This is a genomic window from Paraburkholderia sp. ZP32-5, assembly GCF_021390495.1.
In the GTDB taxonomy this organism is placed as follows: domain Bacteria; phylum Pseudomonadota; class Gammaproteobacteria; order Burkholderiales; family Burkholderiaceae; genus Paraburkholderia.
The window spans coordinates 308,479-324,137 of the sequence record NZ_JAJEJP010000002.1 but is presented as its reverse complement, the minus strand read 5'-3'; the positions used below and the strand labels follow the sequence as shown (position 1 = coordinate 324,137).

13 protein-coding genes are annotated in these 15,659 nt (G+C 60.3%); 4 read left to right on the top strand and 9 right to left on the bottom strand.

Translation table 11 applies throughout. The annotated features are described in order from the left end of the window. Positions 1-64 precede the first annotated feature (64 nt). Both L0U82_RS20300 and L0U82_RS20295 read left to right on the top strand, forming a co-directional pair. On the top strand, positions 65-955 hold the full coding sequence (locus L0U82_RS20300; protein ID WP_233833914.1) for a LysR family transcriptional regulator: 891 nt from the start codon (positions 65-67) through the stop codon (positions 953-955). A gap of 172 nt (positions 956-1,127) precedes the next feature. Further along, positions 1,128-2,279, top strand: a complete 1,152-nt coding sequence (locus tag L0U82_RS20295; RefSeq protein ID WP_233833912.1) for a peptidyl-alpha-hydroxyglycine alpha-amidating lyase family protein — start codon at positions 1,128-1,130, stop codon at positions 2,277-2,279. Positions 2,280-2,393: 114 nt separating this feature from the next. On the opposite strand, the gene L0U82_RS20290 is transcribed toward L0U82_RS20295, so the two are convergent. From L0U82_RS20290 to L0U82_RS20250, 9 genes are all read right to left on the bottom strand, one after another. Beyond that, complete coding sequence (locus tag L0U82_RS20290) at positions 2,394-2,843, bottom strand: hypothetical protein (RefSeq protein ID WP_233833910.1); 450 nt, start codon at positions 2,841-2,843, stop codon at positions 2,394-2,396. Positions 2,844-3,068: 225 nt separating this feature from the next. Continuing rightward, entirely contained in the window at positions 3,069-4,775 is a 1,707-nt protein-coding gene (locus tag L0U82_RS20285) for a purple acid phosphatase family protein (RefSeq protein ID WP_233833909.1), read from the bottom strand. 306 nt (positions 4,776-5,081) lie between these two features. After that, entirely contained in the window at positions 5,082-5,306 is a 225-nt protein-coding gene (locus L0U82_RS20280) for a hypothetical protein (RefSeq protein ID WP_233833907.1), read from the bottom strand. Positions 5,307-5,446: 140 nt separating this feature from the next. Continuing rightward, complete coding sequence (locus L0U82_RS20275; protein WP_233833906.1) at positions 5,447-5,866, bottom strand: hypothetical protein; 420 nt, start codon at positions 5,864-5,866, stop codon at positions 5,447-5,449. A gap of 20 nt (positions 5,867-5,886) precedes the next feature. Continuing rightward, complete coding sequence (locus L0U82_RS20270; protein WP_233833904.1) at positions 5,887-7,836, bottom strand: putative bifunctional diguanylate cyclase/phosphodiesterase; 1,950 nt, start codon at positions 7,834-7,836, stop codon at positions 5,887-5,889. Between the two features lie 366 nt (positions 7,837-8,202). After that, positions 8,203-9,144: an ABC transporter substrate-binding protein gene (locus L0U82_RS20265; protein ID WP_233833902.1), complete on the bottom strand. Its 942-nt coding sequence runs from the start codon at positions 9,142-9,144 to the stop codon at positions 8,203-8,205. A 109-nt stretch (positions 9,145-9,253) separates the two neighbouring features. Further along, positions 9,254-10,282: an ABC transporter permease gene (locus L0U82_RS20260; RefSeq protein ID WP_233833901.1), complete on the bottom strand. Its 1,029-nt coding sequence runs from the start codon at positions 10,280-10,282 to the stop codon at positions 9,254-9,256. Between the two features lie 13 nt (positions 10,283-10,295). Beyond that, positions 10,296-11,813 carry a sugar ABC transporter ATP-binding protein gene (locus L0U82_RS20255; RefSeq protein WP_233833899.1) on the bottom strand — a complete coding sequence of 506 codons (1,518 nt, stop codon included), beginning with the start codon at positions 11,811-11,813 and terminating at the stop codon, positions 10,296-10,298. Between the two features lie 102 nt (positions 11,814-11,915). Continuing rightward, positions 11,916-12,677 carry a GntR family transcriptional regulator gene (locus L0U82_RS20250; protein WP_233833897.1) on the bottom strand — a complete coding sequence of 254 codons (762 nt, stop codon included), beginning with the start codon at positions 12,675-12,677 and terminating at the stop codon, positions 11,916-11,918. Positions 12,678-12,824: 147 nt separating this feature from the next. On the opposite strand from L0U82_RS20250, the gene L0U82_RS20245 reads away from it, so the two are divergent. Continuing rightward, a complete protein-coding gene (locus L0U82_RS20245; protein ID WP_233833896.1) occupies positions 12,825-14,120 on the top strand; it encodes an L-fuconate dehydratase in 1,296 nt (431 codons plus the stop codon). Between the two features lie 190 nt (positions 14,121-14,310). After that, complete coding sequence (locus L0U82_RS20240) at positions 14,311-15,612, top strand: UDP-N-acetylglucosamine 1-carboxyvinyltransferase (protein ID WP_233833894.1); 1,302 nt, start codon at positions 14,311-14,313, stop codon at positions 15,610-15,612. The last annotated feature ends 47 nt before the right edge of the window (positions 15,613-15,659 follow it).

Genomic DNA, 15,659 nt, shown 5'->3' with positions numbered 1-15,659 from the left:
CATTGGACCCTTGATGGTTCGATAAGTAAAATGAAAGTTTTGACGTATTCGATAGGAGCAAGGAATGGAACTGAAGCTGCTGCGTGCCTTTCTGAGCGTCGCCGAACTGCGTCATTTCGGGCACGCGGCCGAAGATCTCTGCGTGAGCCAACCCGCGCTGAGCAAGCAGATCGTCGCGCTCGAATCGAGCCTTGGCGCACGGCTTTTCGTGCGCGGCAGACACGGCGCGGAACTGACGACGTTCGGCGAAGGTTTTCTCGCCGACGCAACCGCGCTCGTGCGCGATGCCGATGAAATCCTCGCGCGCGCTCGCGAAGCGGGCGGAGGTAAGCGCGGTGCGCTGCGTATCGGCCTGGGGCTGTCCACGCTGAACTTCGCGCCGCCGCTGATCGCTGAATTCCGCCGGCTCTATCCAAACGTCACCGTTACATTGAACGATCTGTCATCGGCGGAGCAAACCAGGCGTCTGCTCGCCGGCAAACTCGACGTCGGCTTCGTACGCTTGCCCGCCGAGGCGGAACTCACGGCGTTTGCCGTGCTCGACGAACAGTTGGCATTGGCACTGCCGCAACGCGCGGGCCTAAAGCGCCTGCTGGCCGATCTGAACCGCTTGAATGACCCGGGCTTCATTACGCTTGCACGCGGACGCGGGCCGGGCCTCGCTGCGCAAATCGATCACTGGTGCGGCGCGCATGGTTTCGTGCCGCACGTGATCCAGCAGGCCGACGATATCCAGTCGGTGCTCGCGGCGGTCGCGGCCGGCGTCGGCGCGGCGTTTCTACCATCACGTGTGCAATATCTGCTGCGCGATGCCACGGTGATGCCGTTGCGCGATGCGGCGGCACGCTGGCGCGTCGGACTCGCATGGCAGTCCACGCGCGACGATCCGGTCACGAAGCGCTTTGTCGAGTTCGTGCGCGGCGCGGCGAAATCGGCGAAACGCGCGGCGAAATAATCAATGAAACGCGCGGCAACGCCAAACTGATGCGCATAGCAATGCCACATGTTTGCGGTTAATCGAAAACACACGTTAGCTATTAAGCGTTTTGTGCACTACGATTGCTTTTGCACTTTCTGGGTGAGGATCAGCAAATCAAACGATAGCCAGCGGACTAAGGAGACACCGAATGAACGAGCAATATGGGTCGTTTTGCCCGTGCTGCGGCAGCGCGGAACATCGGGCGATGAGCCGTCGAACTTTCATGAGTCTGATCGCCGGCAGCGCCGCCGGACTCGCGATGCCATCCGCGTTCGCGGCGGACACACCAGCCGTGCCGTCGATCGCTTACGACTCGATTGCCAATCCCGTGCGTTTGCCGAACGACATGTATTTCGGCGAATGCTCAGGTGTCGCGCTCAATTCGCATGGACACATCTTCGTGCTGTCGCGCGGCAACAGCACCGGGCCCGCGTATGGCGCGGCCGCCGCACAACTGCTGGAGTTCGCACCCGATGGACGTTTCGTGCGCGAAATCGGCCACAACCTGTACGCGTGGTCGTTCGCGCATACGGTCAAGGTGGACCGGCACGACAACATCTGGGTGACGGACAAAGGCTCCGATATGGTGATCAAGTTCACGCCGGAAGGACGCGTCGCGATGGTGTTCGGCCGCAAACAGGAAGCCTCGGACGAGGACACCGCGCCGCTCAAACATCCGAATCCGCCGCTGCCTTCCGAGCCTGGCCGCTTCCGTCAGGTGACCGACGTTGCATGGGACAAAGCGGGCAACACGTACATCAGCGACGGCTATATCAACTCGCGCGTCGCAAAGGTCGATCGCGACGGCAACTGGCTCAAGTCGTGGGGCGATCGCGGCACGGGTCCGGGGCAATTTCACACGCCGCATAGCATTGCCATTGACGCGCACGACAACGTCTATGTCGCGGATCGCAGCAACCGGCGCATCCAGGTGTTCGATACCGAAGGCACGTTCCTGCGCCAGTTCACGATCGACGTGCCGGTCCCTCCCGACGCGCGTCCCGCGATCGGCAATATGCCGAGCGAAGCCGATATCGCAGCAGGCACCTTCGCACCGGGTTCGCCGTGGGCGATCTGCATTTCACCGGGACCGAACCAGGTACTCTATAGCGCCGATGCATTTCCGGGCCGCATCTACAAGCTATCGCTCGATGGCAAGGTACTCGGTGTGCTCGGCAAAGCGGGCAAGCAGCCGAAGCAGTTCGGCTGGATTCACGAAATGGCGTGTCCGGCGGACAACGTGCTGTTCGTCGCGGAACTGCTGAACTGGCGAATTCAGAAGCTGGTTCTGCATGCGTGATCGACTGCGATCCTAAGCAAAACGGCCTGCTGCAACATTGCAGCAGGCCGCTTCGTTTTAATCCGGTACACCGTTGCGATACGACGCGCCGATGGTCGACACGCGCATGCCGCTTCAATCGTAGTGACGATGCTTGTGATGACGTTTGCCCGAATAGTAGCCGCGCGAGTAGTCGTTAGCGTAGGAGTTCGAGCGCGACACGTTGCCGCCGAGCGCCGCACCCGCGCCGCCACCCACTGCCGCGCCGATCAGGCCACCGCCACGGCCACCCATCGCATTGCCAGCCGCGGTGCCCGCGCCGCCACCCAGCGCGCCGCCGATGATCGCGCCCGTGCGTTCGCGGCGATTCGACGTCACCGCGCCACCCGCGCCACCCGCGCCGCCACCGACCGCACCGCCGATCACCGCGCCTGTGCTGCCGCCCACTGCGCCGCCGAGCGCCGCGCCTGCTACACCGCCCAGCGCGCCGCCGAGCATGTTGTTCATATCGCCGGCCATCGCCGGCAACGAAGCGGCGGCGATAAGCGTTGCAGCGGCAACCATCTGAATGATCTTCTTCGACATAACGGCTCTTTTGTTTTGTTGAGTTGGCGCCGAGTATAGCGAGGCTTTCGAAAGGTCTTTGTAACCATCACGGTGCCCCGCAGTAAGACGTGTAACAAAATGAAGTGAGAGTTGTCGCGACCCAAACTCTGCCTATAAAAAAGCGCGGGCCGCTCGTTATAAGCGGCCCGCGCCGGTCTGCTAGTGAGTCAGTCAGTCTTCAGAAAACACCACGCATTCGCGCGTTTATCCGCGCCGCTTCTTTTTCAGCTCGATCGTTTCGAACAGTTCGTAGTCGGGCGTCGGCGTCTGATCCGCGCCGGGCGCGTGGTAATAGCTCATCGTGATCGTCGTTTCACCGTTGTGCTGTCCCGGATCGTAATCGAACACCGCGATGCCGTAGCCCGTGCCGGTGTCGCGTTGCGCGGACCAGATCGCATCTTCCACCGCGTCCGCGTTCGCGCGCACGAATGTCCCCGCCGTCGTCGATGGAACCGGACGGTTGGGCCGCGTGAAGATACGCGCTTGCGGCAAGCCCGTGCCCGTATCGACGCCGTATACGTCGAGCGGCGCGCTGGTGCCGCCGCCACCGAGAATCAGGTGGATCGTGCCGTGGCTGGTATCGAACGTCGATGCACCGGAGGAAACCGCCGACATGATCGGCTTCGGCTGCAACGTATCGACCGGGCGGCCCGTCGCGATGTCGGTGCCTTTGTGGTGATTGCAACCGCGTACCGGATAGCTGCGCTCGTAGTCGTGATCGTGACCGCACAGCACGAGGTCCACGCCATAGCGATCGAATAGCGGCAGCCACGCTTCGCGAATGCCCTTGTCGGAGCCATTGCCGGTCTTCGACGAACTCAACGCGTCCTGATGCATCTGCACGATGATCCAGTCCACGTCGTCATCGCGCTCGGCGTGCTGCAGTACTTTCTCCAGCCAGCGAGTCTGCTCGCCATTGCTATAGCCGCGCACATACAGCGACGTGCCCGGCGGAATCGGCGGATTGCCGGTGCTTGCAACCGGCGTCAACGGTGTGGGGCCGGCAACGAACGCGGCACCATCCTGATAGATGACGTCGTCCGCATCGAGCGAAACGAACAGCACCGCGCCGACGCGGAAGGTATACCAGCGGCCCTGAAAACGCGTGTGGTTATCCGGCAGCGTATAGCGCGACAGATAGGACGCGAGCCCCTGCTCGCCATTGTTGAATTCGAGTTCGTGATTGCCGGGGCATGGCATCCACGGCCGTTTCGCTGCGGACGTCTGCGCGTTATTACCGAAGTCGCGCCACACTTCCGGCTGCTGCATCGGGTTCAGATTCGCGTAGCAGAGGTCGCCGTTGAGCAGATGAAACAGCGGCTGAAAGCGTTCGACCGCCTGCACCGCGAAGCGGCTTTGCGGCGACGACAGCACCCAGTTCGTATTCGGCGTCGCGAGATCGCCATAGCTGGTCCAGCGAAACGGCGTGCGGCCGCGCGGCGCGGTGCGAAAACTCGCGCTGAAAGGCTGCGATGCGTTGCTGTCGTTATCAGCCGTCACCTCGTACTGGTAGTTCGTATCGGGCTTCAGGTCGCGCAGGCGCGCGTGGTAGTTGAACACCACCTCGCCATTGATGCCATCGGTGTACGTGCTTTGCACCGCATGCACCGTGTGCCTGTTGCGGTCACCATCATTGAAGCCGCTTACACGTACTTGCGGATTGAGCGCAGCCGCGGGCGACGACCACGACACCGTGACTTCGCTGGTCGGGTCGTTGCCCCACGTCAGATGAATCTGTTCCGGTGTGCCGTCGGGTGCACCGCTATTCGCGGCGCGCGCACTCGACGACAGTGCGCTCGCCGCGGTCGCGAGACTCGATGCGCCCGCAAACTTCAGGAAACCTCGACGCGAGACGATAGATGCGCCCTGCTCATCGGCCGGCGCTGCATTGACGATTTTTCTGTTCGACATGTCCGTGTTGTTGTTGAGGTGGAAGGACGCCAGCGCAAAACAACGCACCGCGGTGCGAGCGCGGACGGAAGTGACGGACGATCGTAGCCGGACGGCGATGACAGCCCGATGAAAACATCGGACGGGATAAGTGGAAACACGGGATACCGAAACGAAAGCTCGTTCCAGCGGCGCTGCAGGGGTTTTGAAAAGATCGTAACAACGCGGCGGTTCGTGGAGAACCGCCGCGATTCAACGCAAAGTTACCGGTGCATTGCGTGGTTCAAGCCCTCGCCTGCAACCGGAAACTAACTCCGTGTGCTTTGCTCAGGTCTGCGCGCTCGTGTCGTCCGCGGCCTGCGCGTTGTCGGCGTCGTCCTGCTTGTCTTCGTCTTTCTTTTCGACCATCGATTCCAGCTTGCCGGCACCTTCGAAACCGGCGATAGCAGCGATGCCTTTCGTCAGAAGACCCGCTTCCGGATCGACTTTCTCTGCTGCTTCAACGGCGGCAACCGCGCCAGCAATCTTGCCCACTTCGTCCAGAAGTCCCATGTCGCGCTCCAACAAAAAATAAGTGAAATGGGATCGTCTCACGAACTTTCGGCCGTGTCGTTAAATGTCAAACATTTTTACTTTCGACCTTACTGTTAGCCTCTTTCGTGCGATGAAGACCGTAAAGAAGGTGAAAGAAGCTAGTGCGCGGGTGGCTGTGGATTGTTCGCAGGATTGGTATCGAAGCGCGCAACCCGCAGAATTCCGCGCGTATCGCCGAGCTTCGACAGGCCCGCTTCCAATGCGTCGGCAACATCCTTGTCATAAACGTCAGCGCCGTTCACATAGATCGTGAACGATTGCAGATACTTCGCCTTCTTCTGCGGATTCTCGATGGTTTGCCGCGTCCATTCATAGAGTGGATAGTGCTGCGTGCCCATTCTTTCCGCTTCGCTCACATAGTCCGCGAATGCATCGAACTGACATTTCAATGTCGCGTGATGCGTGCCCAGCAGTTCGCGCAGCGCGGCATACGACGTACAGCACGGATCCGCGCGCAACGCATTCGCCAGTTCGGGCGACGCGGTGATCCTCAGTTGATATTCCAGCGGAGAAGACATACTCGCCTCGCCAGCGGATTTCACGAACTAGTGCGCTCGGCCTTCGCGGCAAGGGACGCATCGAATATCGCTTCGCTTTGTTCGATCTCATCGCCGCGCATCGGCTTGCCCAACAGATAACCCTGCGCGTGCGTGCAGCCGCACACACGCACGAAATTGAGTTGCTCCTGCGTTTCGACACCTTCCGCAGTGGTCGGCATGCCGATCTCGCGTGCGAGCGCAACGATACCGCGCACAACGGCCGCGGACTCGCGGCCATGCACGGCCTCCCTGACGAACGAGCTGTCGATCTTCAGCTTGTCGAACGAGAAGCGCACCAGTGTCGACATTGTCGAAAAGCCGGTACCGAAATCGTCGAGTGCGAGCCCGATACCCAACGCACGCAGCCTCGTGATATTGCGGCGAGTCACTTCCTCGTCGTTCAGCAGCGCCGTTTCGGTAACCTCCAGATTGAGTCGCGCCGGCGACAGTCTGGTTTTACGCAGTATCGCGGCGACTGTCGATGCAAACGACTCCTCGCGCAATTGCACTGGCGACACGTTCACCGCGACGATCACCTTGTCGCGCCACGTCGCCGCTTCCGCGCACGATCGCAGCAGCACCCATTCGCCCAATGCGAGAATCAGCCCGGTACGTTCCGCGATCGGAATAAAGGCCGATGGAGCGAGTTCGCCGCGCGTGGGATGCGTCCAGCGAATCAGCGCCTCGCGACCGCACACCATGCCGTTGCTCAGATCGATGATCGGCTGGTACTCCATGCGCAAGCCGTTGAACGACTTCAGCGCACCTTCGAGATCACTGCGCAACAGGCTCAGGCTTTCGTCGGAAATGTGCTTCTCGTAGTCGAAGATTGCGAACGCGCTTTTGCCGCTGCGCTTGACCGCATATAACGCACGGTCGGCGCAGATCAGCAATTGTGGGCCCGTGTTCGCATGCTCCGGGTAGATCGCAATGCCGACGCTCGCGCCGATATGCACGAGCGCGTCGCTAAGCGCGAACGGCCGCGCCAGCGTTCTGACGATGCGATCGGCCAGCACGTGCACATCGCGAATCTGCGCAGCGCCGTCCACGATCGCAACGAATTCGTCGCCCGCGAGACGGCCGACCTGGTCGCCGGCCGGCAGCAGATCGCGCATACGGGTCGCCGTTTCCTGCAGAATCTGGTCGCCCGCGGCATGACCCAGACTATCGTTGATCGCCTTGAAGCCATCCAGATCGATCAGCAGTACGGCAAACGGCTGACCCTGCCGCGCCGCCCCCTTGTTGGTGCGATCGACCAGCAGTTCGCTGATACGCGCGCGATTCGGCAAGCCGGTCAGGCTGTCCTGACGTGCAAGTCGATGGCTGTTTTCACGTGCGAGCAGCAACGCGACGGTATCGCGATTGCTGCGCAACGCGACCGTGAAAAAGCCGGCCGCGCAAAACGGTGCCTGGAATAGCAGCACGAGCTTGCCGTCACCGGGCGACAACGCCGCGCCGATGCTCAGAAAGCTGAGAATAAAAACGATCTGCAACAGCGCGAGTCTTGGCGTGCTCGCATTGCGTCCCGCCAATCCACCGATCACCCCGACCGCGCAAACATTGCCGAGCAGGAACAGCGTTGGATCGCCGCTGATGTTGCACAGCAAAGTGCCGATGCCGAACAGCACGCTCCACAGCAGGCTTGCGAACAGAAACGCGGAAGTCGGCGTGGTGCGGCCTTGCGCGCTACGCGTGCGGCACAGCCAGATCAGCGCGAGCCGCGCGATCAGCAATGCAACGACGGCAATGCCCCAGGCGGCGTAAAGAGGAATCGGATAAAGGTAGTACGCGGTGACGCAAACGCTGATTTCGCAAATCGACGCGAAGATGATCGAAGCAGTTCGCGTGAACAGATTGGCAAGCAGAATCTGCCGGTTGTCTGGGCTCAGGTTCTGAGCGGAAGACACGACCCACTTGAAAAATGGAGACCTTGGTTCGGTAAAAGCCATGACCTGCGCATTCGACGGTTAGTGGGTCCGCTCCGGGTGCGAAATGGACGTGAGATGCAAGATTTAACAAATGTAAAATATCAGACCAATTCGCGCAATGGCTGGAAATGACTAACGCACGAGGAATTTGAAGCGCCGTACCATCCGCTAGTCAATGCGCCCGGTCTGGGCGTTGCGAATGTTTGACGCTGGAGTTGATGCGGCGCCGCAGGCGGGATCGTGTGGTAGCGCGTTTGACGTTGCTTGCGCGACGACGCGAGCGGCGGCAACACAACGAGATAACTCGCGGGACAAAGCCGCAAATAAAAAGAGGAAGAGCGCACTCTTCCTCTTTTAGCAGCTTGTTAACAACGTTGCTCCAGTCGTCTAGTCGTATAGCACCGCTGCGATCTTCGGATCGTTCATGTTGGTCTTGTCGTACCAGTAAAAGCCCGTGTCGACTTTTTTCGGCAGCTTTTCGCCGTGCAGCGCCTTCACCGCCGAATCGACCACGCATTTGCCGATTCCGACCGGGTTCTGCGTAATCGCGCCGGCCATCAAGCCCGACATGATGTTCTCTTTTTGCTCCTTGCCGGAGTCGAAACCGATCAGCACGAGTTTCTTGCCCGATTCTTTCACACCGATCGCAGCGCCCTCCGCCGAGCCTTCATTTGCACCGAAGATGCCTTTCAGGTTCGGGTTCGCCTGAATCATCGCCTTGGCGATTTCCGCCGACTTCAGGTGGTCGCCGGCGCCGTATTGCACGGAGACGATCTTGATGTTCGGATGCTTCGACTTGATCTGATTCACGAAACCATCACGGCGATCGACACCCGTGCGGCTCGTCTGGTCGTGCACGATCACGCCGACTTCGCCCGAGTTGCCGATCAGCTCGGCCATCTTGTCGGCGGCGAGCGCGGCGGCCGCGAGGTTATCCGTCGCGCAGGTGGTGAGCGGAATGTCGCTATCGACGCCCGAGTCGAATGCGATGACCGGGATCTTGTCGTTCTGCGCGCGCTTGAGCAGCGGAATCGCCGCCTTGCTGTCGAGCGCCGCGATACCGAGTGCCTGCGGCTTCTTCGCGAGCGCGGCCGACAGCATATCGATCTGCTTGTCGACCATCGCTTCCGTTTCCGGTCCCTCGAACGTGATCCTGACGTTATTCGCTTTTGCGGACTGCTCCGCGCCCGATTTGACGGCTTGCCAGAACTGATGCTGGAAGCCCTTCGAAATAAGCGGAATATAAGGCTCGTCCGCATACGCGAGACAGCTTCCGCCGACGAGCGCGCCGACACCGACCACGACACCGATGAGTCTTCTCTTCAACATGGGGCCTCCTCCTAAGGATGGGCTATCAAGCCATTGAGGGAGCCTCCACGTGCTCCCCTTTCTCTTGCTCCTGCGTTTCCTGTTGTTCTTCCCGCGTGTTCTTCCCGCGTCAGCTTCTCCGGCTGCGTCGCAGAATGTCCGCATACACGGCCAGGATGATGATGAGGCCAGTGACCACGATCTGCCATTCCTGCGCGACCGACATGATGCGCAGTCCGTTGGTCAGCACGCTCATGATGAACGCGCCGATGATGGTGCCGAGAATCGTGCCCGAGCCGCCGCTCAGCGACGTGCCGCCGATCACCACCGCGGCGATCGCATCGAGTTCGTAACCCTGGCCTAGCGCCGGCTGCGCCGAATTCAGGCGCGACGCGATCAGTAAACCCGCGATGCCGCAAATCGCGCCGCCCACGCCGTAAATCGCGACTTTCCAGCGGTCGACGTTGACGCCCGAAAGCCGCACCGCTTCTTCGTTACTGCCGAGTGCGAACGTATAGCGGCCGAGTGCCGTGCGATTGAGCGTGATCGAACTCACGATGGCGAGAAAGAACAGGATCAGTACCGCGTTCGGAATCGGCACGCTCGGCAGCAGATAACCAATTAGCGAGTCTTGCGAGATCCGGTAGAAGTTCTCGGTATCGGTGAAATAGATCGGCTTATCGGACGACACAACGAGCGATAGTCCTTTCAGCAGCATCATCATGCCGAGCGTCGCGATGAAAGGCGGAATCTTCATCTTCGCGACGAGCGTTCCCGACACGGTTCCGCAAACCGCGCCCGTCGCAATTGCCGCAAGCACGCCCGCCCACATCGGCAAATGCCAGAAGGTCAGAAACACCCCGCAAATAACGGCGGTAAACGTCATCAATGTGCCGACCGACAGATCGATGCCGCCGGTGATGATCACGAACGTACTGGCAATCGCGAGTACACCGTTCACCGCGGTCGCTTGCAGAATGCCGAGGATGTTGTCCATCTGCATGAAAGCCGGCGACGCGAAACTGAAAAAGATCAGCAGCAGAATCAGGCTCGCGAATGCGAGCATCTTTTGCAGCGCGGTGGGCGCGAAGATCCGGGCTTTCAGGCTGGAACTGCGTGTTTCATTGTCCAGCGCCGCCGTATCCGTTTGCAGTGTCATGTCGGGAACCTCTTCAGGCTTGCGCCGGTTTCTGGATTTCGCGCTGCGTCGCGAGATGCATGATGCGCTCCTGCGTCGCCTCACTGGCGGAGAGTTCGCCGGTAATACGGCCCTCGCACATCACGACTATGCGATCGCTCATGCGCAGAATTTCGGGCAGCTCCGATGAAATCATCACGATCGCCTTGCCCTGCGCCGCCAGCGAGCGCAGCAGCTTGTAGATTTCGCTTTTCGCGCCGACATCGATACCGCGCGTGGGTTCGTCGAAGAACAGCACATCGCAATCGCGTTCGAGCCATTTCGCAATCACGATCTTCTGCTGATTGCCGCCGGACAGAAGCCGTACCTGCTGTGTCGCGGAGGGCGTGCGAATAGCCAGCAGATCGATAAAGTGCTGCGCTCTTTTGCGGATTTGCGCGCCGCGCAGGAACATGTTGAACGACAGAAACTTGCCGAGATCCGACATCACGATATTCGATTCGACATCCATGCCTGTCGCGAGGCCGAAACGCTTGCGATCTTCCGATAGATAGCCGATCCCGCGTTTGACCGCATCGCTCGGCCGCTTGATCGAGGCCTTCACGCCTTTCACCAGAATTTCGCCGGATTCGACCGGATCGGCACCAAACACCGCGCGTGCGACCTCGGTGCGGCCCGCGCCCATCAAGCCCGCAAAGCCGAGTATTTCGCCCTGGCGCAATTCGAAGCTGACGTCGCGCACCAATGGGCCCGCGACGAGATTCTTCACCTGCAGCGCGATATCGCCCGTCGCCGGCGCGCTTTGCGCGGGATTCACGTCGGTCAGCGTGCGTCCGACCATCATGCCGATGATCGTTTGCACGCTGGTGCCTTCGGTCGGCACGGTTGCCACGTATTCGCCGTCGCGCATCACGGTGACGCGATCGGTGATCTGCTTGAGCTCGTCCATCTTGTGCGAGATATAGACGACGCCAACGCCACGCTCTTTCAATTGCCGGATGATACGAAACAGCTCGGCGATCTCCGCGTCATTGAGCGCGGACGTCGGCTCGTCCATGATCAGCACGCGCGAATCGAAAGACAGTGCCTTCGCGATTTCGACCATCTGCTGGCTCGCCACCGTCAGCGTGCCGACCATCTTGCGCGGATCGAGCTTCACATGCATGCGCGCGAGGATCTCGCGAGCCTGCGCATTCAGTTTGTCTTCGTCGAGAAAGAGCCCGAAACCCTTGCGCGGCTCGCGGCCGATAAAGATGTTCTGCGCAACACTCAAATGATTCATCAGTTGCAGTTCCTGATGAATGATGCCGATGCCGACTGCCTGCGCGTCGCCCGGGCTTTGAAAGTCGACCGGTTTGCCGTCGTAAAGGATGTCGCCCGAATCGCGCGTATAGACGCCGGCGAGAATTTTCATCAGTGTCGACTTGCCCGCGCCGTTCTCACCCATTAGCGCATGGACCTCGCCTGCCATCAGCTCGAAGCGCACGTCATGTAGCGCGCGCACGCCCGGAAAGCTTTTGCAGAGCTTGTTGACGGAAATGAGTGGATTCATGTGCGGTTTTGCCGACGGCTGCCTATGTCACCAGTACTCGTATCGGGGCTGTCATGACGGCTATTACAACGGCCTTCCTGCGACTTCCACAGCGGCTTTCATTTACGGCTCGAAAAGATCCGGCCGCGCTTTCGCCGACCGGTGCAACTCGGCAACCACCTGCTCGAGATGTTCGTGCATTGCTTTCGCGGCCGCGTCGCCGTTGCCGGAACTGATCGCATTGAAGATGCGCTCGTGTTCTTCCAGCGTGTGCATCAGCCGTTCGGGACTTGCCAGCAATTGCCTTGCGCGATCCAGCGCATTGCGCGAGACCGCGACGATTTCCTTCACGCGCGGCAGTTTCACCGCGTCGAGCAGAATCTCGTGAAAAGCCAGATCGAGTTCATGAAACGCCAGACGTTCGCCGCCGCCGGCCAGACTGCGCTGCCTGTCGAGATTGGTTGCCAATGCAGCGAGCGTCGCGCGGTCGCGCATCGCCGCAACACCGCGCACCGTTTCGACTTCCAGCGCGCTGCGGATAAACAGATGCTGACGGATGTCGTCGAGCGCGATCGGTTTGACGCGCGTGCCGCGCTGCGGCAATACCTCGACGAGACCCGCATGCGCAAGCCGCGCCAGCGCGGATGAAACGGGAAAGCGCGATACGCCCATCCGTTCGCAGACAGCGATCTTGTCGATCATCAGACCCGGCTCCAACGCCAGCGTCAGAATCGCCTCTCTCAATGCCGCTTCAACCGCGTCGGTCAAGCTACCGCGCTCGCCGCCTCTGACTTTTTGCAGTGCGGCATACGGAGTACTCGCGGCATTCTCCAGATCGACTGACGAATTCACAGTGCTCTTGATTTTGAGAAGACATGCTAGCATGCTAGAAAGCGAATGCCGTGTTGTCAACGCGTACAAATGCCTGGGATGTCCTGGTAATGCCCGGTGCGTTTGTCAGTGATGAAGTCAGCCGATCCGTCTGCGTTTGCAGGCGAAAAGCCGATAGCCATAGCCCCGGAGGGTGCGCAGATGACTACGATCACAGGGCTGTCCGTTCGGGACATCCGGTTTCCCACTTCGCGTTCACTGGATGGTTCCGACGCGATGAATGCCGCGCCGGACTACTCCGCCACTTACGTTACGCTCGAAACCGATTCGCCAAATCTGACGGGGCACGGCCTCACGTTTACGATCGGGCGCGGCAACGAGATCTGCGTGACGGCCGTCAATGCATTGACACCATTGATCGTCGGCAAACAGCTCGAAGATATCGCCGCGAATATGGGCGCCTTCTGGCGCGCGTTCACATCGGATAGCCAATTGCGCTGGATCGGCCCCGACAAGGGCGCGATTCACCTGGCCACCGCGGCGGTCGTCAATGCCGTGTGGGATCTGTGGGCGAAAGCTGTTGGTAAGCCCGTATGGAAGTTATTGGTCGACATGAGTCCGGAAGAACTCGTACGTTGCCTCGACTTCCGCTACGTGACGGATGCGCTCACGCCGCACGAAGCACTCGCGATACTGCACCGCCACGCGAGAACCAAAGGCGAGCGCGAAAAGGAAATGACCGCGCTCGGTTACCCGGCGTATACGACTTCCGCCGGCTGGCTCGGCTACGACGACGAGAAAATTCGCCGTCTCGCGCGTGAAGGCGTCGCGCAGGGCTGGACGCATTTCAAGCAGAAGGTCGGCGGCAATCTCGAAGAAGACGTACGGCGCGCGCGCATTCTGCGTGAAGAGATCGGCGAGAACCTGAAACTGATGATGGACGCGAATCAGGTTTGGGACGTCGATGAGGCAATCACGAACATGCGCCGTCTCGCGGAATTCGACCCGTGGTGGATCGAGGAGCCGACCAGTCCGGACGACATTCTCGGCCACGCTGCCATTCGTCGGCGGCTTGGCTCGATCGGCGTCGCAACCGGCGAGCATTGCCACAATCGCGTGATATTCAAGCAATTGCTGCAGGCGCAGGCTATCGACTTTTGCCAGGTCGACAGTTGCCGGCTCGGCGGACTCAATGAAGTGCTGATCGTGCTGCTGATGGCCGCGAAGTTCGGCGTGCCGGTGTGCCCGCACGCGGGCGGCGTCGGTTTGTGCGAGTACGTGCAGCATATTTCGCTGTTCGACTATATCTGCGTATCGGCGTCGCTGGAGAATCGCGTGCTCGAATACGTCGATCATCTGCACGAGCATTTCGTCGATCCAGTGGTGATACGCAATGGCCGTTATATGCCGCCGCAACGACCGGGATACAGTATCGAGATCTTTGCGGAGTCGTTGGAAAAGTACTCGTTTCCGGGCGGAGAAGCCTGGAAGGCATAGCATTAGGCGCAGCGCGTGAACAATGCGGGTACTGACAACGGGAAATCGAATTTCCCGTTGCGACGTCATCAACTTTAGAAGCCGATATCGACCCCGGCACTCAATTTCGGGCTATCTCCCGCTGGTTCTCCGGTGGCATCATATTGGCTCGCCTCCTCATTCGCGCGCCCTATTCCCACCTATTCCCAACATGTCCAATCTGATCGTACATGGCGGCCTGCCGCTTCGCGGCGAGATCGTGCCATCGGCCAACAAAAACGCCGTTCTACCCATTCTTTGCGCCACGCTGCTCACCGATCAGCCGCTGCGTCTGATCGGCGTGCCTGAGATCACCGACGTCAAAAAGATTCTTGATATCTTCCGCACGCTCGGCAGCGAGGTGTCGATGGATTTCCGCACCGGCATCCTCGATCTGCATCATCACGCGACCCGCTTCGATCCGGCCGTGCATCGCCTGCCTGAGGAAATGCGCTCGTCGATCATGCTGGTGCCGCCGTTGCTTGCGCGTTTCGGCGTTGCGCGCCTTGAGAACGATGTGAAGGGCTGCACGCTCGGCGTGCGTGAAATCGACCCGCACGTCGAAGTGTTCGAGCGTTTCGGCGCGCGTGTCGAACGCACGACCGATTCGCTAATCGTGCGCGCATCGGGGCGGATGACGGCCAATCACCATTGGCTCGATTACGCGTCGGTTACGACCACCGAGAACTTCGTGCTCTGCGCGGTCGCGGCCAACGGCGTGTCGACTCTGGTCAACGCGGCGTCGGAGCCGCATGTGCAGGAGTTTTGCCGCTTTCTGAGCATGCTGGGCGTGTCGATCGACGGCATCGGCACGTCGCGCCTCGGCGTCGAAGGCGGGCAGAAACTCGGCGGCGGGGAATTCCGCTTTAGCGAGGATTTCCATGAGATCACGACATTCCTAGCGCTGGGTGCAATCACCAGCGGCGACATCGCAGTCAGAAATACCGCGCCCGAGCAGTTCCCGCTGATCGATCGAACCTTTGCGAAGTTCGGCGTGCAGGTCGAGCATCGCGATGGCTGGTCGCGTGCGGTCCGCGACGGCGCGCTGCGCGTGCGCCGCCCTTTCACGCAAAACATTCTGACCAAGGTCGAAGCGGCGCCGTGGCCGTATCTGCCGGTCGATCTTCTGCCCATCTTCATTGCGCTTGGCGTGAAAGCCGAAGGCAGCGCGATGTTCTGGAACAAGGTGTATGACGGCGCAATGGGTTGGTCCGTCGAGCTTTCGAAGTTCGGCGCGCACGTGTTTCTGTCCGATCCGCACCGGTTGATCACGTTCGGTGGACTCGCGTTGAGTCCCGCGAAAGTCGAGAGCCCTTACATCATTCGCGTGGCGATCGCGCTGCTGATGGTGGCCGCAAGTATCGACGGCCGTTCGGAAATCACCAATGCGCTACCGATCCGGCGTGCGCATCCGAATTTCGTCGAGAACCTGCGTTCGGTCGGCGCGAATGTGGAATGGACCAGCAGCGAGTAGTTTTAGACATCGCGAGGACCGGCTGTACTCCGCGTGTGTGCCGGCCG